This window comes from Mycobacterium sp. NPDC006124, assembly GCF_040614235.1.
In the GTDB taxonomy this organism is placed as follows: Bacteria; Actinomycetota; Actinomycetes; order Mycobacteriales; family Mycobacteriaceae; genus Mycobacterium.
In genome coordinates, this window is the sequence record NZ_JBEXUA010000027.1 from 1 (window position 1) to 25,559 (window position 25,559).

The 25,559-nt window shown below is 65.9% G+C and carries 25 protein-coding genes and 1 tRNA gene; 18 read left to right on the forward strand and 8 right to left on the reverse strand.

Annotated elements, in window-relative coordinates; genetic code table 11:
• Window positions 1–71: 71 nt before the first annotated feature.
• The 3 genes from ABZ195_RS27880 to ABZ195_RS27890 are packed head-to-tail and all read right to left on the reverse strand — an operon-like array spanning window position 72 to window position 1,026.
• Window positions 72–530 carry a hypothetical protein gene (locus ABZ195_RS27880; RefSeq protein ID WP_355223124.1) on the reverse strand — a complete coding sequence of 153 codons (459 nt, stop codon included), beginning with the start codon at window positions 528–530 and terminating at the stop codon, window positions 72–74.
• Complete coding sequence (locus ABZ195_RS27885; RefSeq protein ID WP_355223125.1) at window positions 527–796, reverse strand: hypothetical protein; 270 nt, start codon at window positions 794–796, stop codon at window positions 527–529. The genes ABZ195_RS27880 and ABZ195_RS27885 overlap by 4 nt, the downstream gene beginning before the upstream one ends.
• Entirely contained in the window at window positions 793–1,026 is a 234-nt protein-coding gene (locus tag ABZ195_RS27890) for a helix-turn-helix domain-containing protein (RefSeq protein WP_355223126.1), read from the reverse strand. The genes ABZ195_RS27885 and ABZ195_RS27890 overlap by 4 nt, the downstream gene beginning before the upstream one ends.
• 227 nt (window positions 1,027–1,253) lie before the next feature.
• Between ABZ195_RS27890 and ABZ195_RS27895 the strand changes: the two genes are divergently transcribed.
• Window positions 1,254–2,456, forward strand: coding sequence for a hypothetical protein (locus ABZ195_RS27895; protein ID WP_355223127.1), 1,203 nt, complete (start codon window positions 1,254–1,256; stop codon window positions 2,454–2,456).
• A 763-nt stretch (window positions 2,457–3,219) separates the two neighbouring features.
• Here ABZ195_RS27895 and ABZ195_RS27900 read toward each other — a convergent pair.
• From ABZ195_RS27900 to ABZ195_RS27915, 4 genes are all read right to left on the reverse strand, one after another.
• Window positions 3,220–3,969, reverse strand: coding sequence for a hypothetical protein (locus ABZ195_RS27900; protein WP_355223128.1), 750 nt, complete (start codon window positions 3,967–3,969; stop codon window positions 3,220–3,222).
• Window positions 3,970–4,072: 103 nt separating this feature from the next.
• Entirely contained in the window at window positions 4,073–4,618 is a 546-nt protein-coding gene (locus tag ABZ195_RS27905; RefSeq protein ID WP_355223129.1) for a HEPN domain-containing protein, read from the reverse strand.
• The gene (locus tag ABZ195_RS27910; RefSeq protein ID WP_355223130.1) at window positions 4,615–5,793 is read right to left on the reverse strand and encodes a DUF262 domain-containing protein; all 1,179 of its coding nucleotides are present in this window, start codon (window positions 5,791–5,793) and stop codon (window positions 4,615–4,617) included. The genes ABZ195_RS27905 and ABZ195_RS27910 overlap by 4 nt, the downstream gene beginning before the upstream one ends.
• Before the next feature lie 181 nt (window positions 5,794–5,974).
• A tRNA-Arg gene (locus ABZ195_RS27915) sits at window positions 5,975–6,050 on the reverse strand.
• 169 nt (window positions 6,051–6,219) lie between these two features.
• On the opposite strand from ABZ195_RS27915, the gene argS reads away from it, so the two are divergent.
• The 6 genes from argS to rho all read left to right on the forward strand — a co-directional run bounded on the left by argS (window position 6,220) and on the right by rho (window position 15,114).
• Window positions 6,220–7,872, forward strand: coding sequence for an arginine--tRNA ligase (argS, locus tag ABZ195_RS27920; protein WP_355223131.1), 1,653 nt, complete (start codon window positions 6,220–6,222; stop codon window positions 7,870–7,872).
• Entirely contained in the window at window positions 7,869–9,290 is a 1,422-nt protein-coding gene (lysA, locus tag ABZ195_RS27925; RefSeq protein WP_355223132.1) for a diaminopimelate decarboxylase, read from the forward strand. The genes argS and lysA overlap by 4 nt, the downstream gene beginning before the upstream one ends.
• The gene (locus ABZ195_RS27930) at window positions 9,290–10,621 is read left to right on the forward strand and encodes a homoserine dehydrogenase (protein ID WP_355223133.1); all 1,332 of its coding nucleotides are present in this window, start codon (window positions 9,290–9,292) and stop codon (window positions 10,619–10,621) included. Before lysA ends, ABZ195_RS27930 begins: the two co-directional genes overlap by 1 nt.
• On the forward strand, window positions 10,618–11,694 hold the full coding sequence (gene thrC / locus ABZ195_RS27935) for a threonine synthase (protein ID WP_355223134.1): 1,077 nt from the start codon (window positions 10,618–10,620) through the stop codon (window positions 11,692–11,694). Before ABZ195_RS27930 ends, thrC begins: the two co-directional genes overlap by 4 nt.
• Window positions 11,695–11,710: 16 nt before the next feature.
• Window positions 11,711–12,682, forward strand: coding sequence for a homoserine kinase (gene thrB, locus ABZ195_RS27940; protein WP_355223154.1), 972 nt, complete (start codon window positions 11,711–11,713; stop codon window positions 12,680–12,682).
• A gap of 302 nt (window positions 12,683–12,984) precedes the next feature.
• Entirely contained in the window at window positions 12,985–15,114 is a 2,130-nt protein-coding gene (gene rho / locus ABZ195_RS27945; RefSeq protein WP_355223135.1) for a transcription termination factor Rho, read from the forward strand.
• 51 nt (window positions 15,115–15,165) lie between these two features.
• Here rho and ABZ195_RS27950 read toward each other — a convergent pair whose 3' ends face one another.
• Window positions 15,166–15,786: a helix-turn-helix domain-containing protein gene (locus ABZ195_RS27950; protein ID WP_355223136.1), complete on the reverse strand. Its 621-nt coding sequence runs from the start codon at window positions 15,784–15,786 to the stop codon at window positions 15,166–15,168.
• A gap of 139 nt (window positions 15,787–15,925) precedes the next feature.
• On the opposite strand from ABZ195_RS27950, the gene fadD1 reads away from it, so the two are divergent.
• From fadD1 to ABZ195_RS28005, 11 genes are all read left to right on the forward strand, one after another.
• Entirely contained in the window at window positions 15,926–17,509 is a 1,584-nt protein-coding gene (fadD1, locus tag ABZ195_RS27955) for a fatty-acid--CoA ligase FadD1 (protein ID WP_355223137.1), read from the forward strand.
• 152 nt (window positions 17,510–17,661) lie between these two features.
• Window positions 17,662–17,901 carry a 50S ribosomal protein L31 gene (rpmE, locus tag ABZ195_RS27960; RefSeq protein WP_355223138.1) on the forward strand — a complete coding sequence of 80 codons (240 nt, stop codon included), beginning with the start codon at window positions 17,662–17,664 and terminating at the stop codon, window positions 17,899–17,901.
• Window positions 17,902–17,990: 89 nt separating this feature from the next.
• Window positions 17,991–19,070, forward strand: coding sequence for a peptide chain release factor 1 (prfA, locus tag ABZ195_RS27965; protein WP_355223139.1), 1,080 nt, complete (start codon window positions 17,991–17,993; stop codon window positions 19,068–19,070).
• Window positions 19,067–19,909, forward strand: a complete 843-nt coding sequence (gene prmC, locus ABZ195_RS27970) for a peptide chain release factor N(5)-glutamine methyltransferase (protein WP_355223140.1) — start codon at window positions 19,067–19,069, stop codon at window positions 19,907–19,909. Before prfA ends, prmC begins: the two co-directional genes overlap by 4 nt.
• Before the next feature lie 40 nt (window positions 19,910–19,949).
• Window positions 19,950–20,615, forward strand: coding sequence for an L-threonylcarbamoyladenylate synthase (locus ABZ195_RS27975; RefSeq protein WP_355223141.1), 666 nt, complete (start codon window positions 19,950–19,952; stop codon window positions 20,613–20,615).
• A 30-nt stretch (window positions 20,616–20,645) separates the two neighbouring features.
• Window positions 20,646–21,818, forward strand: a complete 1,173-nt coding sequence (locus ABZ195_RS27980; RefSeq protein ID WP_355223142.1) for an MraY family glycosyltransferase — start codon at window positions 20,646–20,648, stop codon at window positions 21,816–21,818.
• Between the two features lie 268 nt (window positions 21,819–22,086).
• Window positions 22,087–22,554, forward strand: coding sequence for an ATP synthase subunit I (locus ABZ195_RS27985; protein ID WP_355223143.1), 468 nt, complete (start codon window positions 22,087–22,089; stop codon window positions 22,552–22,554).
• 10 nt (window positions 22,555–22,564) lie between these two features.
• A complete protein-coding gene (gene atpB / locus ABZ195_RS27990; RefSeq protein ID WP_355223144.1) occupies window positions 22,565–23,362 on the forward strand; it encodes a F0F1 ATP synthase subunit A in 798 nt (265 codons plus the stop codon).
• Between the two features lie 70 nt (window positions 23,363–23,432).
• The gene (locus ABZ195_RS27995; protein WP_056559889.1) at window positions 23,433–23,687 is read left to right on the forward strand and encodes a F0F1 ATP synthase subunit C; all 255 of its coding nucleotides are present in this window, start codon (window positions 23,433–23,435) and stop codon (window positions 23,685–23,687) included.
• A gap of 9 nt (window positions 23,688–23,696) precedes the next feature.
• Window positions 23,697–24,212 (forward strand): F0F1 ATP synthase subunit B, encoded by a 516-nt coding sequence (locus tag ABZ195_RS28000; protein WP_355223145.1) that lies wholly within the window; start codon window positions 23,697–23,699, stop codon window positions 24,210–24,212.
• On the forward strand, window positions 24,213–25,547 hold the full coding sequence (locus ABZ195_RS28005; protein WP_355223146.1) for a F0F1 ATP synthase subunit B/delta: 1,335 nt from the start codon (window positions 24,213–24,215) through the stop codon (window positions 25,545–25,547).
• Window positions 25,548–25,559 lie beyond the last annotated feature (12 nt).

A 25,559-nucleotide genomic window follows, 5' to 3' on the forward strand; every position in this document is an offset into this window, starting at 1 on the left:
CTCTTGGGGATAGGGCCTGGGCACTTGGACATCCTCTCAGCCCACCCGTCCCGGGCAAGCCAACTCAGATGTCACCTATTCGTGCAGCAGACCCGATCGTCGCCGAACACGTTGGCGTAGCGGGCTGCGGCCTGATCGGCGGGACGGCGCAACACGTCGGCTGCGGGTGCACCGAACAGCAGGTGAATCCAGCGGTGCCGGGGGTTGTCGGCATCCCACCGCGATTCGATGGAATCAGCAGCGGCCCAGCATGATTCGAATTGCTCGCCGAGAGCACGTATGGCCAGATCGGGGGTGTTGTTCAGGATGGCGTGTAGCGCTCGCGCGTTGTCGGCGGTGACCTCTGCGGGGATGGGCTTGCCCTCACCGGCTGGCACGCGCTCGCGCGCGTTCAGTAGCCGTGTGCCGACGTCTTCGACGCTGGGGCGGGTCGATTGATGGCGCAGCTTGCCCGCGTGCGCTTGGCTGCGTGCGAAGCCTGATCGCAATTGGGCTAGCTCTCGGTCTGTGGTGATGCGGTGGGCGGTCATGGTGTGTTTCCTCTCCGAAATGGGTTGAATTGTCGTGACGTGGTGGGCGTGGGATCACTGACGCGCTGTGATGGCGTTGGACCGGGTGAGTAGGGCGTGAGGATGGTCAGCGCGAACATGCGGGCCGCTTCATCGGTCAGACCGGGAATCGCACGCAGCGCCGCGCAGACACGTTCGATGCGCTCGGCCTCGGCCCGTCGAATCTCGTTGCAGGCACGCCGTGTAATCCGTATCGGATTGCCTTGGAAGTGATCGACGGCGCTCATCGGTTGTCGACGCGGCGTGCGAACTGTTCGACTTCTCTTGGATCGAACTTAAGAAGCTTTGGACCGACACGTCGGCACGAAATCAACCCTGTTGCAACATAACCGCGTAACGAAGTGGGAGAGACCCCGAGACGCTTTGCCGCTTCGGCGGTTGAAATCAAAGCGGCAGTCGAATCAACGCGCTGCGGTGCAGTACTTGAGTGGTGGGTTGGTGTTGAGAGACGGGACATGGAGCGTGGGCCTTCTGGTCAGTCGGATTAGGGTGACGTTTCCTGTGTGACACTGGATTTCGCGCCAGCGCTTTCCTGTCTCTACGACCAGGTTACCATCTTGGCGCTGCCGAGCCATATCCCCAAGGCGAGCGTTTTTGGCTCTACATAGGTTGCAGCACAACTCATTACGAGGATCATTGCGGCGTAGAATCGGAGCGAGACTTCGACCGATCTGAGGCACTGACATGACCATCACTCCGACCAATCGACTTCCCGCCCGCGCCGCCGCTCTCGCGGCCTGGCCGCTCTTCGGCGGCACAGCACCGAGTGGCCCCGTTGCGAGCGGTGGCATCACGACCGCCGGTGACGTGCTGGTGAATCAGACCGCCGATGGCGTCGACCTCAATGCCGTCTGGGACGAGTTCCGCGAGTTGCTCGGTGAGTGGAACTCCGAAGTAACTTCCATCACCGATCTTCTGAGTTTCAAGACGACTCAGACCGCCGAAGCGATCCCGCAGAACTTCGCGACGGATTCGATGGACGAAGCGTCTGAAATCGGTGTGCCCACGGCGACCGGTGGACCGGGTGACGCGATCCTGTGCGGGTTCACTCTGCGCGACTACGACAAGCGCAACGTGTTCACGTGGCGCGCGTTGAAGAACATGGATCTGCGACAGGTTCAGTCGCAGATGGACCAGTTGCTTCACATGGACGCGAAGCTGACCAACGGCCTCATCATGCGGCGGCTGTTCACTCCCGCCCGTAGCCGCAACGAATTCGGTGCGACCGTCTACGGCCTGTATGACGGCATCGCACCGGGACCGCCCGACTACCTCGGTCGCAGCTTCCCCGCCACCGAGTCGCACTACATTGCCAGCGGCGCGGCTGACATCGACTCGGCAGACCTTGAGGATGCAATCAGGCTGATTCAGCGCAAGGGATTCGGCACCACGGGTGACTCAAAGATCGTCGTGTTCTGCAATCCCGATGAAGCCGAACAGATCGCCGGGTTCCGCGCAGGTGACCCCAGCCGCACCAACGGCCCCGTCGCGCGGTATGACTTCATCCCCGCCAACGATGCGCCTGCGTTCCTCTCACCCGGTGGCGAGTTGATCGGCGAGCAGGTGCCCGGTGTCTACTTCGGGTTGAAGGTGGAGGGCAGCTACGGCCCCGCCATCGTGATCCAAAGTGATTACGTGCTACCGGGTTACGTGTTGATCGCGGCGACCTACGGACCGAATGCACCGCGCAATGTCTGCGCGTTTCGCGAGCACCCGAATCCGGCCTACCAGAACTTGCGTCTCATCGCGGGCAACACTGGTGTCTACCCGCTAGTGGAATCGTTCACCGCGCGCGAGTGCGGCACTGGTGTGCGCTACCGGGGCGGTGCCGTCGCGATCCAGGTCACGACGAACGCGAACTACACGGCCCCCGCCATCGCGGTCTAGGTCCGTCATGCCTCGACGCATCAGCCACAGGGCGGGTCAAACGCCGCGACCACAGCCGCGCACCGATGGACTCGGCCCACCCCTTGACGTTGTAATCGCCATGGGCCGCGCGGAACGTAAAGCGCAGAACCTCGCCGAGACACCGAGCGAGTTCGCCCCGCCCGGTGACAACCCGTATCGGGTGAGCACGGTTGCCCCGCCCGTGGACGGGCCGCGAGCGAAGATGGCGCGCGGTCGCAACCGTCGCCCGCTGATCTGACACGAAAGGGCTACCGATGGCGACGAAGAAACAGCAAGCCGCGCGGGCGCAATTTAAGCGCCAAGCCAAGGCCGGTAACGGCAAGGTTGGCAAGCGCGCAAAATCCACGACTCGCCAGCGCCGGAAGCGCTGACCATGGCCCGCCGTCGTCCTGGTGCTCGCGGTCGCCGGTCACAACCGCGCGACTCGCGCGGTCGGTTCGCGCGCGGTGCCGTGGGTGGCGCGCTGGTCGGCGGCGCTTTGTCGTCCAAGGCCGCGCGCCGTCGTGTGATCCCCGGCAGTCGCCGGGTGAAGGTCACGCGTTCCGGTGGCTATGCGGGTGTGTCCTACCGGGTGGCGGGTCGCCGTGTCGACGTGGCCGCGCGGGTGAAGGTGACCCGTCTCGCCCGGTGACGCGGTTACCCGTCACACGGTCCGCCCGCAGAGCAATGCATCGGCGTCTCGGGCAAACGCGTCGCGTCGGGACTACGAGTGGCGAGGTCGCGCTCATTGGCGCGCCTATGCCTAGTGCTTGACCACCACCACACGGACGCCCATCGCGGACTCCAAGTCGCGGCGAAATTCGAGTTCGTCTCTGATGTTTCCTAGGTCATACACGACGAAAACGATTGATTCGTAGAACTTTCCGTATCCGAGGATGTCAGCGTTGATCTCATCAACGACCCTGGAAACTGATGCGGTGTCGCGGAGAAGCTTCACTTCGATCGCGAGTTTCAGTGGGGCAAGAACGAAGTCGGGTATCGTTTCCTTGCTGGAAACTTTGACGCGGCCAACCTCACGGTCGTAGTCGGTTCCCTTTTCAAGCCCTCGTCCGATCAACAGTGTTTCGACCGTGTCTTGTACATCTCGTTCGCGTTCAGGTGTTTTGAGAACGGCACGGCGAAGACTCGCTTGAAGGAAATCGGCAATCTCGATCACAAGGTCACTTCGTAGTCCAACCCGATCAGTTAGATAGGCCTTCAAGATGTGCAGGTTTGCTCGCACAGCTTCGAACAGTTCCTGCTGTTGCATTGCTAATGTGTTTGTGCTGCTAGGCATCCGCTCGAGGTTGAACGTGTCAACGGGTGCGGCTATAGGTTCTATCGAGTTCGCCAATTCAACGACTTGGTTGTATTTTCGGGCGAAAGTGCCGAAGCTTGAGTATCGCCAGATGTCGCTTGGGCTGCTGTCGCGCATCGTAGCGTCCATGGCGTCTAATAGTGCGCTTGCGGATCGAAGGCACTGGGCAAGCTGAGAAGTCACGTCATCGGGCATGAAATCATTGTTACCGGTCGGGCATGGATGCCACTGCTCCCGCTGCGGCCCGTCGCTGACTTGGGCGCACGATAGATGCTGCCAGCTACGCCGATTCGAGCCTTCACGCGTCACTGCTGCCGAAACGCGTTTCCAGCCACCGAACAAACACGCATGCGCTGTGGTATTGCGTTAATACGTCACGCGCGGACTTGTCCATGGCGGCGGCGGCGTAGTCGCCGTGGACAAGGGTATTACGCGCGTTTCCAAGGTCGAGAAAGTCTCGGATGGCTTGCGTCAAGTCGGGATCGGCATCAACGTGTTCTTTCATCCGCTGCTTAAAGCTCTCGCCGAAAAGCCCGAAGAAGCTATTCGCATTGCGTCCATCCCAATTAAAAAATGTATGGTATTGACGCTCGATTGCCTTGTTCCGCAGAAAGCTCACAAGCTCTTCTGAGTCCCCGGCTCGCCGCCTAACGAAATCAAGCACGGCCGTTTTGACTTGCTCCTCAAGATTGCTTGCGGCTGAAAGCAGCATGATTTTAGGGAACGTTGATTCCAGGGTTGTTGAGTACGATAGTTCGCCCGCGTCTTGGAGATGCGCGACTATCGCCGCGTGTTCGTTGAATACTTCTTGAACAACATCAGGCGCTGGCGCCGGGCCGGTCACTGCGTCAAGACCGAATAGGCAGCGCGATACCGTCCCTTCACATTCTCAGTATCGGTAGTGCGCTCTTGAGAATGATCGATGTATTGCTCACTCTCGCGAATCTCCATTATTGCGCTCGCATCTAGCCGTCTAAACGAGCCGTCTGCTCGCGCTCGTATGGAAGCCGCAAACACGGACTCAAATAAATTCACAAGGAATTTCTGCTGTTTGGTTACCCAGGCGCTGCGGGGAATTTCCTCTACATGGTTTAAGAACCAGTCGAGGTTCGAGCCGAACTCTTCGATGGCCTCTGGGCCTTCTCGCTGAGCTTCTTTCGAGAATCGGTTCAGAAATTTCACCATCGATGGCGCGTAAGTGTCGACACCTCGCGCCATCGCGAACGCCCGAAGCATAACCTCAATGTCCCGCATATGTAGGTCGGGGTGTTCTTGGCCGAGAAGTTCGCGCCACCGAGAGTCCATGTTCCATTTGTAAAGATTGTCGTAGAATCTTGAATGAAACAGGCTAGAGCGAATTTCTTGCGGCGTCAGGTTGACGCCGCCGGTGTTCAATCGATTGAACATTTCGTAGATCGAAGATGTATCACCCGACGGTCGTAATTGCTTCACAATCATGTTCCGGATAGTGCGCATTTCGAACTGCATTTTGTGGTCGCCGAGGGTTTGATAGTTCAGCTTGTTGAACTTATTTGGGATGCCTTGACCGCTTTCGGGCAACTGGAGATTGAAAGCCTCAAAATAAGCGTCGTCGTGCAGCACGTTGTCGGGTATCTGTCCATACTCGTCAAACAAGCGGCGAAGTTCCGACCGCTTGTCGCGGCGCGGAAAGCGACCCGACATGAAGTAGTAAACGGTCATCAATCGCTGCTGGCCGTCGATTACAAGAAATTTGTTCCGATCTTCCTCGTACAGAAAGACTTGAGGCACAGGTAAACCAATTATAAGTGACTCAATCAACCGCGACGCGCGCTTTCTATCCCACACGTAGTTGCGTTGAAAACCGGGAATTATCACGGCGCCGGAGTTGATGAAGTTGTAAATAGTGAGGACGTTAAAGTCGTTTGGTGAAGTAGTCAGGTCATATTCATCAATCTGAACATCTTCTGAATCCGATTCAATCTGACGCCATTCTTCGTCGGTTGAACCTAAGCTGTAAACTGGTTCTTCCATCACCATGTGGTCCCCTATCCCGCCAGTGGATGCGCCTCCTGACCGAAGCTAGCGCACGGCGGCGTGCGAATCGGCCCTGACCCGCCAACGCGGCTCCTGGCGAACGGAACAAAGCTCACCGGCAACATGCGGATGGGTAGCAGATAGGTAGGCCGCTCCGTGATACCCTGTTTTACCAGGTCAAACGTGGTGCCCCCGGCAGGATTCGAACCTGCGGCCTTCCGCTCCGGAGGCGGACGCTCTATCCCCTGAGCTACGGGGGCGCATGCTGAACCAGCAGCGCCGTTGGGCTCGACCAGACTAACGCATGCGCGGCGGCCCGATCGCCGCCCGGTGACCGAACGCCCGCCGTGACATTCCCCGGTCGCTGCGCTCCAGCCCGCCGGTAAACGATTCGGGGCAAGACCACCCCAGACCATAGGATGGTCCCCCGTGACCCCCGCCGATCTGGCCGAGCTGCTCAAGACCACCGCCGCAGCGGTACTGGCCGAGCGCGGGCTCGACACCGCAGCGCTCCCGGAGACGGTCGTCGTCGAGCGGCCGCGCAACCCCGAGCACGGTGACTACGCCACCAACCTCTCGCTTCAGGTGGCCAAGAAAGTCGGCGCCAACCCCCGTGAGCTGGCCGGTTGGCTGGCCGAGGCGCTCGCGGACACCGCCGGCATCGCCGGTGCCGACGTCGCCGGCCCCGGCTTCGTCAACCTCCGCATCGAGGCCTCCGCGCAAGCCGTGGTCGTCGTCGACGTCATCGCCGCCGGCTCTGCCTACGGCGACTCCGCCGGGCTCGCGGGGGAGAAGGTCAACCTCGAGTTCGTCTCCGCCAACCCCACCGGCCCGATCCACATCGGCGGCACCCGCTGGGCCGCCGTCGGCGACGCGCTGGGACGGCTGCTGTCCACCCAGGGCGCCGAGGTCGTCCGGGAGTATTACTTCAACGACCACGGCACCCAGATCGACCGGTTCGCCAAGTCGCTCATCGCCTCGGCCAAGGGCGAGCCGACCCCCGAGGACGGCTATGCGGGCAGCTACATCGCCGAGATCGCCCAGCAGGTCCTCGCCGCCGAACCCGACGTGCTGGGCCGGCCCCCCGACCAGATCCTCGAGACCTTCCGGTCGATCGGCGTCGACCTGATGTTCAGCCACATCAAGAAGTCGCTGCACGACTTCGGCACCGACTTCGACGTCTACACCCACGAAGACTCGATGCACACCTCGGGCCGGGTGGACCAGGCCATCGCCAAGCTCCGCGAGACCGGCAACATCTACGAGAAGGACGGCGCAACGTGGTTGCGCACCAGCGACTTCGGTGACGACAAGGATCGCGTCGTCATCAAGAGTGACGGCAACCCGGCCTACGTCGCCGGCGACCTCGCCTACTACCTGGACAAGCGGCAACGCGGATTCGACCTGTGCATCTACATGCTCGGCGCCGACCATCACGGCTACATCGCCCGGCTCAAGGCAGCCGCGGCGGCCCTCGGCGACGATCCGGCCACCGTCGAGGTGCTCATCGGCCAGATGGTCAACCTGGTGCGCGACGGCCAGCCGATGCGGATGAGTAAGCGCGCCGGCACCGTCATCACTCTCGACGACCTCGTCGAGGCCATCGGCGTCGACGCGGCCCGGTACGTACTGATCCGCAGCTCGGTCGACACCCCCATCGACATCGACCTCGCCCTGTGGTCGAGCGCGTCGAGCGAAAACCCGGTCTACTACGTGCAATACGCGCACGCACGACTCTCCGCGCTGGCGCGCAGTGCCGCGGACCTCGACATCGCGGTCAGCACCGAGCACCTCGAACTGCTCACCCACGACCGCGAGGGCACGCTGATGCGCAGCATCGGCGAATTCCCGCGCATCCTCGAGACGGCGTCCTCGCTGCGGGAACCGCACCGGGTGTGCCGCTACCTCGAAGAGCTCGCTCAGGACTACCACCGGTTCTACGACTCGTGCCGCGTGCTGCCCCAGGGCGACGAGGACCCGACCGATCTTCACGCGGCGCGGCTCGCGCTGTGCCAAGCCACTCGCCAGGTGATCGCCAACGGATTGCAGATCCTGGGCGTCAGCGCCCCGGAGCGCATGTGATGGCCCATCCCGCTGGTCCCCGCCACGCCGAGGACACCCGCCACGGCAATGCGCCCGCGTGTCCGCAGACCACCGACGAGCTGCTCGCACTGGCGCCGAACGTGTGGCCGCGCAACGCCGCTCGCAGCGCCGACGGTGAAGTAGTCGTCGCCGGCGTGCCCGTCACCCAGCTGGCCGCCGACTACGGCACGCCGCTGTTCGTCATCGACGAGGACGACTTCCGGTCCCGCTGCCGCGACATCGCCGACGCGTTCGGTGACGGCGAGCACGTCCGCTACGCCGCCAAGGCGTTCCTCTGCACCGAGATCGCGCGCTGGGTCGACGACGAGGGGCTGTCCCTCGACGTCTGCAGTGGCGGCGAACTGGCGATCGCGCTGAATGCCGACTTTCCCCCGGAACGCATTGCGCTGCACGGGAACAACAAGTCCGTCGCCGAACTCGCCATGGCGGTGGACGCGCGAGTCGGCCACGTCGTGCTGGACTCGCTGACCGAGATCGAGCGGCTCGACGCCATCGCCGGCGAGGCCGGGGTGGTGCAGGACGTCCTGGTCCGCGTCACCGTGGGCGTAGAGGCGCACACCCACGAGTTCATCTCCACCGCCCACGAGGACCAGAAGTTCGGCCTCTCACTGGCCAGCGGTGCGGCGATGGACGCGATCCGGCGGGTGTTCGCCGCCGACCACCTGCGCCTCGTCGGCCTGCACAGCCACATCGGCTCGCAGATCTTCGACGTCGCCGGTTTCGAGCTGGCCGCACACCGCGTCATCGGGTTGCTCGCCGACGTGGTGAAGGAGTTCGGCGTCGAGAAGACCGCGCAGATGTCCATCGTCGACCTCGGTGGGGGACTGGGCATTTCGTATCTGCCGCAGGACGATCCGCCTCCGATGGAGGACCTGGCCGCCAAGATCGGGGCCATCGTCGTCAACGAGTCGGCGGCCGTGGGTCTCCCCGCACCCAAGCTCGTGGTCGAACCCGGCCGTGCCATCGCCGGCCCCGGCACCATCACGCTCTACGAGGTGGGCACCGTCAAGGACGTCGCCGTCAGTCAGACCGCGCACCGCCGCTACGTCAGCGTCGACGGCGGGATGAGCGACAACATCCGGACCTCGCTGTACGGGGCCGAATACGACGCCCGACTGGTGTCGCGGGCCAGCGACGGGGCGCCCGCCCTGACCCGCATCGTCGGAAAGCACTGCGAGAGCGGTGACATCGTCGTGCGCGACACCTGGGTGTCCGACGACGTCGCGCCCGGTGACCTGATCGGGGTCGCCGCCACCGGGGCGTATTGCTATTCGATGTCGAGCCGGTACAACCTGCTCGGCCGTCCGGCCGTGGTGGCGGTACGCGACGGAGTGTCGCGTTTGATTCTGCGCCGCGAGACGGTGGCGGATCTCTTGAGCTTGGAGGTAGGCAACTGATGATCAACGACAACGCGGTGAAGCCCGTCGGCGTCGCGGTGCTGGGGTTGGGCAACGTCGGCAGTGAGGTGGTGCGCATCATCGAGGCAAGCGCTCCCGATCTCGCCGCGAGAATCGGTGCGCCGCTGGAGTTGCGGGGCATCGGCGTACGGCGGGTGGCCGACGATCGGGGCGTTCCGGTGGGGATGCTCACCGACGACGTCGACGCCCTCGTCTCGCGCGACGACGTGGACATCGTCGTCGAACTCATGGGGCCGGTCGAACCGGCACGCAAGGCCATTCTCGCCGCACTCGAGCGCGGCAAGTCGGTCGTCACCGCGAACAAGGCCTTGATGGCGGTGTCGACGGGCGAACTGGCCCAGGCCGCCGAGGCCGCCCACGCCGACCTGTACTTCGAGGCCGCGGTCGCCGGCGCGATCCCCGTCATCCGGCCGCTGACCCAGTCGCTGGCCGGTGACACCGTGCTGCGGGTCGCCGGAATCGTCAACGGCACCACCAATTACATCCTCTCGGCCATGGCCGAGACGGGTGCGGACTACACCTCTGCGCTCGCCGACGCGAGCGCGCTGGGCTACGCGGAGGCGGATCCGACCGCCGACGTGGAGGGCTTCGACGCCGCGGCCAAGGCCGCCATCCTCGCCTCCATCGCATTCCACACCCGGGTGACCGCCGACGACGTCTACCGCGAGGGCATCACCAAGGTCGGCTCGGCCGACTTCGAGTCCGCCAAGGCGCTCGGCTGCACGATCAAGCTGCTCGCCATCTGCGAGCGCATCATCAACGATGAAGGCCAACAACGCGTCTCGGCCCGGGTGTACCCGGCGCTGGTGCCACTGGAGCACCCGCTCGCATCGGTCAACGGGGCGTTCAACGCCGTCGTCGTCGAGGCGGAGGCCGCAGGCCGCCTGATGTTCTACGGCCAGGGCGCCGGCGGTGCGCCGACCGCGTCGGCGGTGATGGGCGACCTCGTCATGGCCGCGCGCAACCGGGTTCAGGGTGGCCGCGGCCCCCGCGAGTCCAAGTACGCCGAATTGCCCATCGCGCCCATCGGTTTCATTCCCACCCGCTACTACGTGAGCATGAACGTCGCCGACCGGCCCGGCGTGCTGTCGTCGGTCGCCGCGGAGTTCGGCAAGCGCGAAGTGAGCATCGCCGAGGTCCGTCAGGAGGGCATGGTCGACGACGAGGGGCTGCGGTGCGGCGCGCGCATCGTGGTCGTCACGCACCGGGCCACCGACGCCGCGCTCTCGGAGACGGTGGACGCTCTCGCCGACCTCGACGTGGTGTCGAGCATCAACAGCGTGCTGCGGCTGGAAGGAACCAACGAATGAGCACGATCGCTGTCCACCGACCATGGCCGGGATTGATCAACGCCTACCGTGACCGGCTTCCGGTCGAGGACGGGTGGACCCCGATCACCCTGCTCGAAGGTGCCACGCCGCTCATCGAGGCCAAGCGTCTGTCTGAGCAGACCGGGTGCACGGTCTACCTGAAGGTGGAGGGCCTCAACCCGACCGGTTCGTTCAAGGACCGCGGCATGACGATGGCGGTCACCGAGGCGGTGGCCCGTAGCCAGAAGGCCGTGCTGTGCGCCTCGACCGGCAACACCTCGGCCTCGGCGGCGGCATACGCCGCCAAGGCCGGCATCACCTGTGCGGTGCTCATTCCGCAGGGCAAGATCGCGATGGGCAAGCTGGCTCAGGCGGTCATGCACGGGGCCAAGATCATTCAGGTCGACGGCAACTTCGACGACTGCCTCGAGCTGGCGCGCAAGTTGACCGCCGACTTCCCGGCGGTGTCGCTGGTCAACTCCGTCAACCCGTATCGCATCGAGGGGCAGAAGACGGCCGCGTTCGAGATCGTCGACGCCCTCGGTGAGGCACCTGACGTGCACGCGCTGCCGGTCGGCAATGCGGGCAACATCACCGCGTACTGGAAGGGCTACGTCGAGTACCACCGAGACGGGCTGGCGCAGAAGCTGCCCCGGATGCTGGGTACCCAGGCCGCCGGCGCCGCCCCGCTGGTGTCGGGGGAGCCGGTCCTCAAGCCCGAGACCATTGCCACCGCCATCCGCATCGGGTCCCCGGCGTCGTGGAATTCCGCGGTCGAGGCCCAGCAGAACTCCAACGGCCGCTTCTTGGCCGCCACCGACGAGGAGATCCTCGCCGCCTACCACCTCGTCGCGCGTACGGAGGGCGTGTTCGTGGAGCCCGCATCGGCCGCGAGCATCGCCGGGTTGCTCAAGTCGATCGACGACGGCTGGGTGAAGCGCGGTTCCACGGTCGTGTGCACCGTCACCGGCAACGGTCTGAAGGACCCCGACACGGCGCTCAAGGAGCTGCCCCCCGTGACCGCGATCGCCGTGGATCCCGTGGCCGTCGCGGCCGAACTCGGGCTGGCCTGATCCGAATGGCGACCCGCTGATGCAGACGCTTCCCGCCGGTCTGGCGGCCACCTCGTCGGTGGCCGCCTCCAGCGCGAACCTCGGCCCGGGCTTCGACAGCCTCGGTCTCGCGTTGAGTTTGTACGACGAAATCTACGTGGAGACAACCGAATCCGGCCTTCACGTCGACGTCGAGGGTGAGGGTGAGGGGCAGGTCCCACTGGACTCCACACACCTGGTGGTGCGTGCGGTCGAGCGTGGCCTCGAGGCGGCGGGCGTACGCGTCAGTGGCTTGATCGTGCGGTCCCGCAACGCCATCCCGCACTCGCGTGGCCTCGGATCGTCCGCCGCTGCGGTGGTCGGCGGCCTCGCTGCGGCGAACGGTCTTGTCGCGCAGAGTGATTCGACGCCTCTCTCCGATGACCAGCTGGTGCAGTTGTCGTCGGAGTTCGAGGGGCACCCCGACAACGCCTCGGCGGCGGTGCTCGGTGGCGCCGTCGTGTCATGGACCGAGGGTGACGGGCCCCACGCCCGCTATGCTGCGGCGCGGTTGCGGGTGCATCCCGACGTCCACCTGTTTCCCGCGGTACCCCAGGTTCGCTCGTCGACCGCGGAGACGCGGGCGGTGCTGCCCGGCCACGTCAGCCATGCCGATGCCCGCTTCAATCTCAGCCGCGCCGCGCTCATGGTGGTCGCGCTCAGTGAGCGGCCCGACTTGCTGATGGCCGCCACCGAGGATCGGCTGCATCAACCCCAGCGTGCGGGGGCGATGCCGGCCTCGGCGGAATATCTGGCCGTCCTGCGTCGTTGCGGGGTGGCGGCGGTGCTTTCCGGTGCCGGGCCTGCGGTGATCGCGTTTAGCACCGAGCCGGAACTGCCCCCCGAAGCCGTCGAATACGGCCTCGCCCACGGGTTCGCCGTGGGCGAGATGGCAGTGGGGCAGGGCGTGCGTTGGGCGGCGGTCCGAGCGGTCGGGCGCGACGTCCCGGTCGCCACCGTGACCGAGTAGTTGACAGGCGCCACACCGGAATCAGGGGTGTTTCTTGCTTCCGGCGACGATGCGGGTTATTCTCGCTCTCGTCCAGCAATTGCACCTTCTGTGCCTGCGCCTACACTAGGACGACTACCAATCCTTCTCGTGGCTGACGTTTCCCCGCTCGGCGGAGAATCCGGCGATCGCCGTTGCACGTGCAATGGTTTGCGCCCAGGCAATTGCGGGACACAAGGCATTCGGTAGCCGGCATTTGGCGGATCAGCTGAATGCGACGAACCCTCGCAGAATCGGATCAGCGAGGGAAAGAAAGGAAATCCGTGTCTGATACGGACCTCATCACGGCTGAAGGCAGCAACGACGGCGTCGACCTGCCGAGCCCCGTGAATTCACCCATCTCGGAAGCGGTTTCGGCCGCGCCCGCTGCGGCGACCACCGTGGTTGCCTCGGGTGACCGCCCCACCGCCCTGACGGCGATGGTGCTTCCCGACCTCCGCGCGCTCGCCGGCCAGCTCGGCATCAAGGGCTCGTCGGGCATGCGCAAGAGCGAGCTGATCGCCGCCATCCGCGAGCACCGCGGCGACGCCAACGGTGCGGCCGCCAAGACTGCGCCGGCCGCAGAGCCTGCCGCCGCCGAAGCTGCCGCCCCGGCTGCCGACGCTCCCGCAGGTGACGCCCCCGAGCGCCCCGCTCGCGCTCGCCGCGAACGTCGCGGCGCGTCCCGCAGCGCCGGTGCCGCCGTCGAGACGACCGAGGCCACCGAACCGGCCGCCAAGGCCGAGGCGCAGGAGGCCAAGGCCTCCGATGGGCCTGCCGCGAGCGAGCAGAAGGCCCCGCAGGAGCCGGCGGCCGAGAAGGTCGCCGAGAAGGCGGTCAAGACCGCCGACGACACCGATCGCAAGGACTCGGCACAGTCCGAGGCCCCGGCGCGGACCAACGAGCGCCAGAACGGCGGCGAGCGTCAGAACAACCGCAACGACGGTGGCGGCGAGCGTCAGAACAACCGCAACGACGGTGGTGGCGAGCGTCAGAACAACCGCAACGACGGTGGCGGAAACAACGCCAACAACCGCGGCAACAACGCCAACAACCGCGGCAACAACGCGAACAACAACAACGCGAATAACGACGCGAACAACAACAACGCGAATAACGACGACGACGACGAAGACGGTCGCCAGGGCCGGCGTGGTCGCCGGTTCCGCGACCGCAGGCGTCGCGGCGAGCGTGGCGACGGTCAGGGTGGCGGCGGCAACAACGACCGCGACACCGAGCTTCGCGAAGACGACGTCGTCCAGCCCGTGGCGGGCATCCTCGACGTGCTGGACAACTACGCGTTCGTCCGCACCTCCGGGTACCTGGCCGGCACCAATGACGTCTACGTCTCGATGAACATGGTGCGCAAGAACGGTCTGCGCCGTGGCGACGCCATCACCGGCGCCGTGCGCGTCGCCCGCGAGGGTGAGGGCGGCGGCAACAGCAACAGCCAGAACCCGCGGCAGAAGTTCAACCCGCTGGTGCGCCTGGATTCGGTCAACGGCGGTCCCGTCGAAGACGCGCGTACTCGTCCGGAGTTCCAGAAGCTGACGCCGCTCTACCCGAATCAGCGTCTGCGCCTGGAGACCAAGTCCGAACTGCTGACCACTCGCGTCATCGACCTGATCATGCCGATCGGCAAGGGCCAGCGCGCCCTGATCGTCTCGCCCCCCAAGGCCGGCAAGACGATGGTGCTGCAGAGCATCGCCAACGCGATCACCGTGAACAACCCCGAGTGTCACCTGATGGTCGTGCTGGTCGACGAACGACCCGAAGAGGTCACCGACATGCAGCGATCGGTCAAGGGCGAGGTCATCGCCTCGACCTTCGACCGGCCGCCGTCAGATCACACCGCGGTCGCGGAGCTGGCGATCGAACGTGCCAAGCGTCTCGTCGAGCAGGGCAAGGACGTCGTCGTATTGCTCGACTCCATCACCCGCCTCGGCCGCGCCTACAACAACGCCTCACCCGCCTCCGGCCGGATCCTCTCCGGCGGCGTCGACTCCACGGCGCTGTACCCGCCCAAGCGCTTCCTGGGCGCGGCCCGCAACATCGAAAACGGTGGCTCGCTGACGATCATCGCCACGGCGCTGGTCGAGACCGGTTCGATGGGTGACACGGTCATCTACGAGGAGTTCAAGGGCACCGGCAACGCCGAGCTCAAGCTCGACCGCAAGATCGCCGAGCGCCGGGTCTTCCCCGCGGTGGACGTCAACCCGTCCAACACCCGCAAGGACGAACTGCTGCTGTCCTCCGACGAGTTCGCCGTGGTGCACAAGCTGCGCCGGGTGCTCTCGGGCCTGGACTCGCATCAGGCCATCGATCTGCTGATGAGCCAGCTGCGCAAGACGAAGAACAACTACGAGTTCCTCGTCCAGGTCTCCAAGAACACGCCGGGGACCGACTCCGACTAAGACGCTTGTACGCGAAGAGCCCCCGACATGGTCGGGGGCTCTTCTGCGCTTCTAGGCCAGGCCGGGGTCCTCGCGCAACCCCGGCATCACGTAGCGGCGGACGTGCGTGAGCACGGCCTCGTGGTCGGCGGGGTCGAGCTCGTGCCCCGGCACGGTCGCCAACGAAAGCAACGCGCGGGCAACCCATTCCGAGGCCTCCGCGACATTCGTCCGAGGGTGGATCTCACCGCGGTCGATGGCGACGACGAGGTAGCGCGACCAGAATTCGCCGAGGTCGGGCACGAGGCCCTGTACGCCGGCGCCGGCACAGGCCGCGAACTCCTCGGGCTCCTCCATCCGCAGCTTCATCAGGATGGCGCCCGGATCGGCGTAGGCGGTGCGCCCATGCCGAATCCCCGCGGCGATCTGTTGGTCGAGGCCGTCGATGCGTTCCAGCATTGCGTGCGAATCCGACCAGTACGCCTCGTCGAGCCGTACGATCGCCGCCCCGAGCAACGCGTTCTTGTCTGGGAAGTGCCGATAGAGCCACCCGCGGGAGACGCCGGCCACCTCGGCCACCTCGGACACCGTCGTCGAACGAATCCCCTTGTTGCGCAGACACACCTCGGCCGCGTCGATCAGCCGGTCCCGCACGGTCTTGGCGGCCGGCCGGGGTGCGGTGGCGCTCGTCAACGGCGGGACTCCTGTTCGTTTCGCGACCAAATGGGTGAGACCAGTGCATTCTGCCCGTTGGCAGACGGTACCGTTGGCGCTGGTCGGCAGTAGACACTTCTCTATTTCTGTTCACGCACACGGATCGAGGTAGTCCACGATGGCGGAGACGCTGCAACAACTCCTGCGGACGAGGGCCTACCTCGAGACGATCGCCGTCAAGCACGGCGACCGGGAGTGGACCTGGCGCGAACACCTCGCCCTGGCGAGCGAGCACGCCGCCGCGGTCATCGCGGCGACCGACCCGTCCCGGCCGATGCACGTCGGCACGCTCATGGGCAACACCCCGGGCATGCTCACCGCGTTGGCGGCCGCGGGTCTCGGCGGCTACGTGCTGTGCGGCATCAACACCACGCGCCGCGGCGAGGCGATCGCCCGTGACGTCGCCCGCGTGGACTGCCAGTTGCTGCTCACCGACGCCGCGCACCGGCACCTGCTCGACGGTCTGGAATTGCCGGGCGTCGTGGTGGTCGACGTCGACGACCCCCAGTGGGCTCGCCAGACGAGCGCCGCACCGGCCCTGGTGCCGCACCGGGAGGTCGTCGCCGACGACACCTTCATGATGATCTTCACCTCGGGTACGAGCGGTGAACCCAAGGCCGTCGAGGTGCCGCACGCGATGGTCCTCTTCGCCGGCAGCGCCCTGGTGCAGAGGTACGGCCTCGACGCCTCCGACGTCTGCTACCTGGCCATGCCGCTGTTTCACTCCAACGCGGTGTACGCGGGGTGGAGCGTCGCCCTCGGTGCGGGTGCGGCCATGGTCCCGGCCGCCTTCTCGGCGTCGCGCTTCCTGTCCGACGTGCGCCGCCACGGGGTGACCTACATGAACTACGTCGGCAAGCCCCTGGCCTACATCCTGGCCACCCCCGAGGACCCCGACGACCACGACAACACCCTGCGGGTCGCCTTCGGCAACGAGGCGGCCGACCGCGACATCGAGGAATTCGGACGACGCTTCGGCTGCGACGTCTGGGACGGCTTCGGGTCGACCGAGACCGCGGTCATCATCACCCGGCCCGACGGTTGCCCGCCCGGGTCGATCGGCCAAGGTTTCCCCGGGGTGGCCATCTATGACCCGGAGACCCTCACCGAGTGCGCCGTGGCCCGGTTCGACGAGACGGGGGCGTTGGTCAACGCCGACGAGGCGACGGGGGAATTGGTCAACACCACCGGCAGCGGACTGTTCCGGGGGTATTACAACGACCCCGGTGCCACCGACCAGCGGTTGCGCCACGGAATGTACTGGTCGGGGGACCTGGCCTATCGTGACGCCGACGGTTGGATCTACCTCGCCGGCCGCACCGGCGACTGGATGCGCGTCGACGGGGAGAATCTGACCACCGCGCCAATCGAGCGAATCTTGTTGCGGCTCAACGTCATCAGTCGGGTCGCCGTCTACCCGGTGCCCGACGAGTACGTGGGTGACCAGGTGATGGCCGCGCTCGTCCTGCGCGAGGGCGCCACCCTCGATGCCGAGGAGTTCGAGGCGTTCTTGGCGGCGCAGCGCGACCTGTCCCCGAAGGCCTGGCCGCGCCACGTCTGGATCGCCGACGACCTGCCGAGCACGGCGACCAACAAGATCCTCAAGCGCGAGTTGGTCGCCCGCGGCGTCGACCCGGTGGGGCGGGTGCTGTGGCGACGCGACCGCACCGGCTTCGCGCCGGTCGTCCCGGCGGACCGCTGAGCTCGGCGGAATAGGCCCCGGTGTGCGTGCGTTTATGACTCTGACGGCTGACCTGGCATAATCGTCCGTCGACCCCTCGGTTCCGGTTCACGTCTAGAGACTCAGGTCAGGATCTCGGGCGACCCGGCGGCCAACGATAGAAGAGGACCAACATGAAATCGGGCATTCACCCCAACTACGTAGAGACGTCCGTCGTCTGCGGCTGTGGAAACAGCTTCACGACGCGTAGCACCAAGGAGAGCGGCCACATCGTGGTCGAGGTCTGCTCCCAGTGCCACCCCTTCTACACCGGTAAGCAGAAGATCCTCGACAGCGGCGGCCGTGTCGCTCGCTTCGAGAAGCGCTACGGCAAGCGCGCTGGCGCCGGCGAGAAGGCTGCCACCGACAAGTAGCCGACCGATCGGCGCCCGTCCTGTCGCATTCGTCGACGGGATCGGGCGCCGATTGCGTTTCCGGTCACGTTCGAACGAGAGAGGACACGATGGCGGCCACCGATTCGGCGACGAGGGTCGACGCGCTCCTCGCCGAGCACGCCGACCTCGAAACTCAACTCTCGGACCCGGCGCTGCACGCCGACGCCGGCGCCGCCAAGCGGGTGGGACGCCGGTTCGCGCAGCTGGCGCCGATCGTGTCCACCCACCGCAAGCTGGAAACCGCCCGCGGTGACCTCGAGGCGGCCAAGGAGCTCGCAACCGAGGACGCCTCCTTCGCCGCCGAGGTACCCGAACTGACCACGCGCGTCGCCGAACTCGAACAGCAGCTCAGCGATCTGTTGGCCCCCCGCGACCCGCACGATGCCGACGACGTCGTGATGGAAGTGAAGTCGGGGGAGGGCGGCGAGGAATCCGCGCTGTTCGCCGCCGACCTCGCCCGCATGTACATCCGGTACGCCGAGCGGCACGGGTGGAACGTCACCGTGCTCGACGAGACCTTCTCCGATCTCGGCGGCTACAAGGACGCCACGCTCCAAATCGCCAGCAAGGGTGACGCCCTCGACGGTGTCTGGTCCCGGTTGAAGTTCGAGGGCGGCGTGCATCGCGTGCAGCGGGTTCCCGTCACCGAGTCCCAGGGTCGCGTGCACACGTCCGCGGCCGGGGTGCTGGTGTACCCCGAGCCCGAGGACGTCGCCGCCGTCCAGATCGACGAATCCGACCTGCGCATCGACGTGTACCGGTCCTCGGGCAAGGGCGGCCAGGGCGTCAACACCACCGACTCCGCGGTCCGCATCACGCACCTGCCGACCAACATCGTCGTCACGTGTCAGAACGAACGGTCGCAGCTGCAGAACAAGGCCCGCGCGATGGTCGTGCTCGCCGCCCGGCTGCAGGCACTGGCCGAGGAGCAGGCCTCCGCCGACGCGTCGGCAGACCGCGCCAGCCAGATCCGCACCGTGGACCGCAGCGAGCGCATCCGGACCTACAACTTCCCCGAGAACCGGATCACCGATCACCGGGTCGGTTTCAAGGCGCACAACCTCGACCAGGTCCTCGACGGTGACCTCGACCCGATGTTCGACGCGCTGGCCGCCGCCGACAGACAAGCCAGGCTGCAGGAGACATGACGCGCCTGCGGCGGGCCATCGACGATGCGGCACGCACGCTAGCGCAGGCAGGAGTCGACAGCGCCCACGTCGACGCCGAGTTGCTCGCCGCACACCTCGCCGGGGTGGACCGCGGCGTGCTGCGGTTCCAGGATCCAGACGACGGGTTCTACGAGGACTACCGCGTCCTCGTTGCGGCCCGCGCACGACGTGTTCCGCTGCAACACCTCACCGCCACCGCCGCCTTTGGTCCGCTGCTGCTGGCCGTCGGGCCGGGTGTCTTCGTCCCGCGGCCCGAGACGGAGGCGCTGCTGGAGTGGGCCATGAAGCAGCCGCTTCCGGACGCTGCCGTCATCGTGGACCTGTGCACCGGGTCGGGAGCCTTGGCCGCGGCACTGGCCGAGGCGACGCCCACGGCGCACGTCCTCGCCGTCGAGGATTCGACCGATGCGCTGGCCTACGCCCGACGCAACTGCGCGGGGCGCGACGTCGAACTCGTCGAGGCCGACGTCACGAGTCCCGGCCTGCTCGCCGACCGGGACGGCACCGTTGACCTGCTGGTGTCGAATCCCCCGTACATCCCCGACGGCGCCGAATTGGAACCCGAAGTGGCCGAGCACGATCCGGCCCATGCCCTCTTCGGCGGACCGGACGGCATGCGGGTCATCGAACCGATCGTGGCCCTGGCGGCGCGGCTTCTTCGCCCGGGGGCGCGCGTCGGTGTCGAGCACGACGACGAGACGGCGGCGGCGACCGTCGCCCTCTTCGAACGGTCGGGAGCGTTCACCGACGTGACGTCGCGTCGGGACCTGTCCGGTCGCCCCCGGTTCGTCACGGCGACGAGGAAGGGTTCAGGCTAGAGAGCATGTTTGGTGAGCGAGGAGCGGAGCGGGATCGCGCATGAGTGAAGTATTCGACTGCTCGGACGAGGCCCAGCGGCCCAACGGCATCGCATCGGCGATCAGTGCGCTCAAGGGTGGTCGGCTGGTCGTGCTGCCCACCGACACCGTCTACGGCATCGGAGCCGACGCGTTCGACGGCATCGCGGTCGCCGCGCTGCTGGCCGCCAAGGGTCGCGGTCGTGACATGCCGGTGCCGGTTCTCGTCGGCTCCTGGCACACGATCGACGGCCTGGTGTATTCCGTCCCCGAGTCCGCCCGCGAACTCATCCGCGCGTTCTGGCCGGGGGCGCTGAGCCTGGTCGTACAGCAGGCCCCGTCGCTGCAGTGGGACCTGGGCGACGCGCAGGGCACCGTCATGTTGCGGATGCCCCTACACCCCGTTGCCATCGAACTGCTGCGTGAGGTCGGGCCCATGGCCGTCTCGAGCGCCAACATCTCGGGCCGCCCCGCCGCCGTCACCGCCGCCGACGCCCGCGACCAACTCGGTGACCTGGTCGAGGTCTACCTGGAAGCGGGCCCGTCGGCCAACGGCGCCGCCTCCACCATCGTCGACCTGACCGGCGCCCAACCGCGGATTCTGCGCGAGGGACCCGTCTCCGCGGCAGCCATCGCCACGGTGCTCGGAGTCGACGCCGAGACCCTCACGGGCGTGACGCCGACCTAGGTCTCAGGTAGGTCCAGTACATTTCACCGCGTGGAGGGCCTGCTCGCGTTGTCGGACCGCGGTGCCGGCGTCCCTTTGCGGGAGCTCGCCCTCGTGGGCCTCACCGCAGCCATCGTCACGTACTTCGCCACCGGGTGGGTCCGCAACTTGGCCACCCGCCTCGGTGCGGTCGCCTACCCCCGCCAGCGCGACGTCCACGTCCAGCCGACCCCACGGATGGGCGGCCTGGCGATGTACGTCGGCGTGGTCGCCGCGGTGCTGCTGGCCTCTCAGCTCCCCGCCCTCAACCGCGGGTTCGTGTACTCCTCGGGCATGCCGGCCGTCGTCGTGGCCGGCGGGCTGATCATGGTGATCGGCCTGATCGACGACCGCTGGGGTCTGGACGCCCTGACCAAGTTCGCGGGCCAGATCACCGCCGCCAGCGTCCTGGTGACCATGGGTGTGGCGTGGAGCGTGCTCTACATCCCGATCGGCGGTGTGGGCACCATCGTGCTCGACCAGGTGACCTCGATCCTGCTCACGCTGGCGCTAACGGTGTCGATCGTCAACGCCATGAACTTCGTCGACGGTCTGGACGGTCTGGCCGCTGGACTCGGTCTCATCACCGCCGCCGCGATCTGCATCTTCTCGGTCGGGCTGCTCCGTGATCACGGTGGCGACGTGCTGTTCTACCCGCCCGCGGTGATCTCGGTGGTGCTGGCGGGCGCATGCCTGGGCTTCCTGCCGCACAACTTCCATCCCGCCAAGATCTTCATGGGCGACTCGGGCTCGATGCTGATCGGGCTAATGCTGGCGGCTGCCTCGACCACCGCGGCAGGGCCGATCTCGCAGAACGCCTACGGTGCGCGAGACGTCTTCGCGCTGCTGTCGCCGTTCCTGTTGGTGGTCGCGGTGATGTTCGTGCCCGCCCTCGACATGTTGCTGGCCATCGTGCGGCGCACCCGCGCCGGCCGCAGCCCCTTCAGCCCCGACAAGATGCATCTTCATCACCGGTTGCTGCAGATCGGCCACTCCCACCGCCGGGTGGTGCTGCTCATCTACATGTGGGTCGGCATCGTCGCGCTCGGAGCGGCCAGCACGATCTTCTTCGACCCTCGGTACACGGGCGCGGTAATGCTCGCGGCGATCGTCGTCGCGGTCGTCATCACCCTCATCCCTCTGCTCCGGAGGACCCGAGAAGCTCCCAGCCGGTTACCAGACTAAGCAGTACGACGCAAAGTAGTAGGACCCCGTTTTAGGGTGCCTACCATGTGGTACGGTGCCTCCAGAACCCGAAAGACCTCGCGGGTTGCCGGCCCGGCCCGGCGGTGTGAAAGCACCGTTCGGTGCCGATGTACGACCGACAAGAGGGAGCAACCCCTTGGGTGATTCCAGCGCGATCCTCGCCCTCCGATACGCTCGTCGGGCACGCGCCGGGTCATCGTTTGTCAAAGGGGACAACTTCCGTGAGAGCGTGGATTGAGGTGAGTCAGTGACGACGCCAGCGCAGGACGCGCCGTTGGTGTTCCCAGCCGTCGCCTTTCGTCCGGTGCGATTGTCGATCGTTTGCGTGGCGCTCACCGCCGTCGCCGTCGCCGCCTCCGCCTTCACGGGTCACGTTCTCTTCGGCGTCTTCTTCGGCGTCGGTCTGGCGCTCGGCTTGGTCAACGCGATGCTGGTGCGCAAGGCGGTCGAGTCGATCACCGCCTCCGACCATCCGTTGAAGAAGAAGATGGCGGTCAACTCCGCGATGCGACTGCTCGTCATCACCGCCGTCGCGCTGGGGATCTCCATCGGCGCCAAGACGGTGTTCAAGAACAACGACGGACTCGGCGTGCTCTTTGGGCTCGCGATCTTCCAGGCGGTGCTCGTGATGAGCACCAGCATCCCCGTCATGAAGAAGATCCGCTCGAGCGGACTCGACGTCGCAGAAATGCCTGCATCGGAATCGAAGGATTGAGCAGACGGCCATGAATGAGACCCTTCTCGCCGCCGAGGGTGGAGCCCCGATTCACGTCGGAACCCACGAGTACGTCTTCCAGTTCCTGGGCATGACGTTCAACGGCGACACCATCATCTCGACGCTGATCGCCGCGGTGATCGTCATCGCGCTCGCGTTCTTCCTCAAGTCCAAGGTGACCTCGACCGGCGTCCCCGGCGGAGTGCAGCTGTTCTTCGAGGCCATCACCATCCAGATGCGCCAGCAGGTCGAGGCCGCGATCGGCATGAAGATCGCGCCGTTCGTACTACCGCTGGCCGTCACGATCTTCGTGTTCATCCTGATCTCGAACTGGCTCGCGGTCCTGCCGGTGCAGTACGGCGGCTCCGACGGCGCGGCCGGCGAGTTGATCAAGGCGCCGGCGTCCGACATCAACTACGTGTTGGCTCTCGCCGCATTCGTCTTCATCTGCTACAACGCGGCGGGCATCTGGCGCCGCGGCGCCTGGGGCCACGCCAAGAAGTTGGTCAAGGGCCACGTCACGCTGATGGCGCCGATCAACATCATCGAAGAGCTGGCGAAGCCGATCTCGTTGGCACTGCGACTCTTTGGCAACATCTTCGCCGGTGGCATCCTCGTGGCGCTCATCGCGATGTTCCCCTGGTACATCCAATGGGCACCCAATGCCATCTGGAAGACGTTCGACCTCTTCGTCGGTCTGATTCAGGCCTTCATCTTCGCGCTGCTGACGATCCTGTACTTCAGCCAGTCGATGGAGCTCGACCACGATCACGCAGACGAGAACGAGAACGAGAAAGCGCACCACTAGAAGCCAGCTTCACCCCGTAGGACCAGCAGTCCTGGTGGCACCCCCACCAGCTCACAAGGAGGAAAAAGGAATGGATCCAAACGCCCTCATCACGGCCGGTGCTCTCATCGGCGGTGGACTCATCATGGGTGGCGGCGCCATCGGCGCGGGTATCGGCGACGGTATCGCCGGTAACGCACTGATCTCCGGTATCGCCCGGCAGCCCGAGGCACAGGGCCGCCTGTTCACGCCGTTCTTCATCACCGTCGGTCTGGTCGAGGCCGCGTACTTCATCAACCTGGCGTTCATGGCGCTGTTCGTCTTCGCCACGCCGGGTCTGTCGTAGTCCGTCGGCATGGGTGAACTCGGCTCGACGATCCTGGCGGCCAGCCAGGCAGCGGGAGAAGAAGGTGGTGGGGGTAATAACTTCCTCATCCCCAACGGCACCTTCTTCGTCATTCTGATCATCTTCCTGATCGTGCTCGGCGTGATCACGAAATGGGTTGTGCCACCGATCAGCAAGGTTCTCTCCGAGCGGGAGGCGATGCTGGCCAAGACCGCCGCAGACAGCCGCAAGTCGGCCGAGCAGGTTGCGGCGGCGCAAGCCGACTTCGACGAGGCGATGGCCGGGGCTCGCAATGAGGCGTCCTCGATCCGTGACGAGGCCCGAACGGCCGGCCGTCAGGTGATCGAGGAGAAGCGGGCCGAGGCCAGCGGAGAGGTAGCGGAGACCGTGCGAGATGCGGACGAACAACTGTCCGAACAACGCTCGTCGACGCAGTCCGCGCTGGACTCGTCCGTGGACGGCCTGTCGGCCACGTTGGCGAGTCGCATCCTCGGCGTGGACGTGAATTCAGGCGGGAGCCGCTAAATGTCGACATTCATCGGTCAGCTGATCGGTTTCGCGGTCATCGTGTTCATCCTGTGGCGCTACGTCGTGCCGCCGGTGAAGACGCTGATGCAGAAGCAACAGGACGCCGTCCGCACTGCACTCGCCGAGAGTGCCGAGGCGGCAAGGAAACTCGCCGAAGCCGACGCCATGCACGCGAAGGCGCTCAAGGACGCCGAGGCTCAGGCGTCCAAGGTGACCGACGAGGCTCGGCAGGACTCCGAACGCATCGCCAGCCAGCTCGAGGAACAAGCGGGCGTCGAAGCGGAACGTCTGAAGGCCCAGGGCGCGCAACAGGTTCAGCTCATGCGGCAGCAGTTGATTCGGCAGCTGCGGCAGGGCTTGGGCCAGGAGTCGGTCGACAAGGCCGACGCGCTGGTTCGGGCGCACGTGGCCGATCCCGCCGCCCAGGCGGCCACGGTCGACCGCTTCCTCGACGAGCTCGACCAGATGGCGCCGTCCTCGGTGACGATCGAAACGGGTGTCTCGGCTCGACTGCGTGCCGCCAGCCGGGCCGCCTTCGAGGAACTCACCAAGGCGTTCGACGACGTCGGCGGCGACCTGGATGCGGCGGGTCTGACCACCGTCGCCGACGAACTCACCGGAGTGGTGGGAGTGCTCGTCGCCGAGCCGACCCTCACCAGGCACCTCACCGAGCACAACGACGACGCCGACGCGAAGGTGCGTCTGACCGACCGGCTGTTCTCGAACAAGGTCGACGAGCACACGCTCACGTTGCTGCGGACCGCCGTGTCCCAGCGCTGGTCGGCCGCGGCGGACTTCGTCGACGGCATCGAACACCTGGCCCGACTCGCGCTCCTCAAGCGTGCCGAGCTCGAGAACCAGGTCGACGAGGTCGAGGAGCAGCTCTTCCGGTTCGGCCGGGTGTTGGACTCCGAGCCGCGGCTCACCGCGCTGCTCAGTGACTACACGACTCCGCTGGACGGCCGAATCGCTCTGTTGGACAAGGTCGTCGGGGGATCGGGCATCGACGGTACGGCCGCTGCTCTGCTCAAGCAGACCATCGGCCAGCTGCGCGGCGAACGTGCCGACGAAGCCGTGGTGGACCTGGCCGAGCTGGCCGTGGCCCGCCGTGGCGAAGTCGTCGCCCACGTCGACGCGGCCGCCGAGCTGACCGACGCCCAGCGCGACCGGCTCGCCGAACTGCTGACCCGGGTCTACGGCCACCCGGTGGCGGTCCAGCTGAACGTCGATCCCGAGGTGCTCGGTGGCCTCTCGATCACCGTCGGCGACGAAGTGATCGACGGTTCCATCGCATCCCGGCTGGCGGCCGCTCAGACCCAGCTGCCCGACTGACCCACAATCCAA

Bases quoted from the DNA above. Each gene is read 5' to 3' on its own strand.
- ABZ195_RS27880 (WP_355223124.1), bottom strand. From the start codon at position 530: ATGACCGCCCACCGCATCACCACAGACCGAGAGCTAGCCCAATTGCGA.
- ABZ195_RS27885 (WP_355223125.1), bottom strand. From the start codon at position 796: ATGAGCGCCGTCGATCACTTCCAAGGCAATCCGATACGGATTACACGG.
- ABZ195_RS27890 (WP_355223126.1), bottom strand. From the start codon at position 1,026: ATGTCCCGTCTCTCAACACCAACCCACCACTCAAGTACTGCACCGCAG.
- ABZ195_RS27895 (WP_355223127.1), top strand. From the start codon at position 1,254: ATGACCATCACTCCGACCAATCGACTTCCCGCCCGCGCCGCCGCTCTC.
- ABZ195_RS27900 (WP_355223128.1), bottom strand. From the start codon at position 3,969: ATGCCCGATGACGTGACTTCTCAGCTTGCCCAGTGCCTTCGATCCGCA.
- ABZ195_RS27910 (WP_355223130.1), bottom strand. From the start codon at position 5,793: ATGGTGATGGAAGAACCAGTTTACAGCTTAGGTTCAACCGACGAAGAA.
- ABZ195_RS27930 (WP_355223133.1), top strand. From the start codon at position 9,290: ATGATCAACGACAACGCGGTGAAGCCCGTCGGCGTCGCGGTGCTGGGG.
- thrC (WP_355223134.1), top strand. From the start codon at position 10,618: ATGAGCACGATCGCTGTCCACCGACCATGGCCGGGATTGATCAACGCC.
- fadD1 (WP_355223137.1), top strand. From the start codon at position 15,926: ATGGCGGAGACGCTGCAACAACTCCTGCGGACGAGGGCCTACCTCGAG.
- rpmE (WP_355223138.1), top strand. From the start codon at position 17,662: ATGAAATCGGGCATTCACCCCAACTACGTAGAGACGTCCGTCGTCTGC.
- prfA (WP_355223139.1), top strand. From the start codon at position 17,991: ATGGCGGCCACCGATTCGGCGACGAGGGTCGACGCGCTCCTCGCCGAG.
- prmC (WP_355223140.1), top strand. From the start codon at position 19,067: ATGACGCGCCTGCGGCGGGCCATCGACGATGCGGCACGCACGCTAGCG.
- ABZ195_RS27975 (WP_355223141.1), top strand. From the start codon at position 19,950: ATGAGTGAAGTATTCGACTGCTCGGACGAGGCCCAGCGGCCCAACGGC.
- atpB (WP_355223144.1), top strand. From the start codon at position 22,565: ATGAATGAGACCCTTCTCGCCGCCGAGGGTGGAGCCCCGATTCACGTC.
- ABZ195_RS27995 (WP_056559889.1), top strand. From the start codon at position 23,433: ATGGATCCAAACGCCCTCATCACGGCCGGTGCTCTCATCGGCGGTGGA.
- ABZ195_RS28000 (WP_355223145.1), top strand. From the start codon at position 23,697: ATGGGTGAACTCGGCTCGACGATCCTGGCGGCCAGCCAGGCAGCGGGA.
- ABZ195_RS28005 (WP_355223146.1), top strand. From the start codon at position 24,213: ATGTCGACATTCATCGGTCAGCTGATCGGTTTCGCGGTCATCGTGTTC.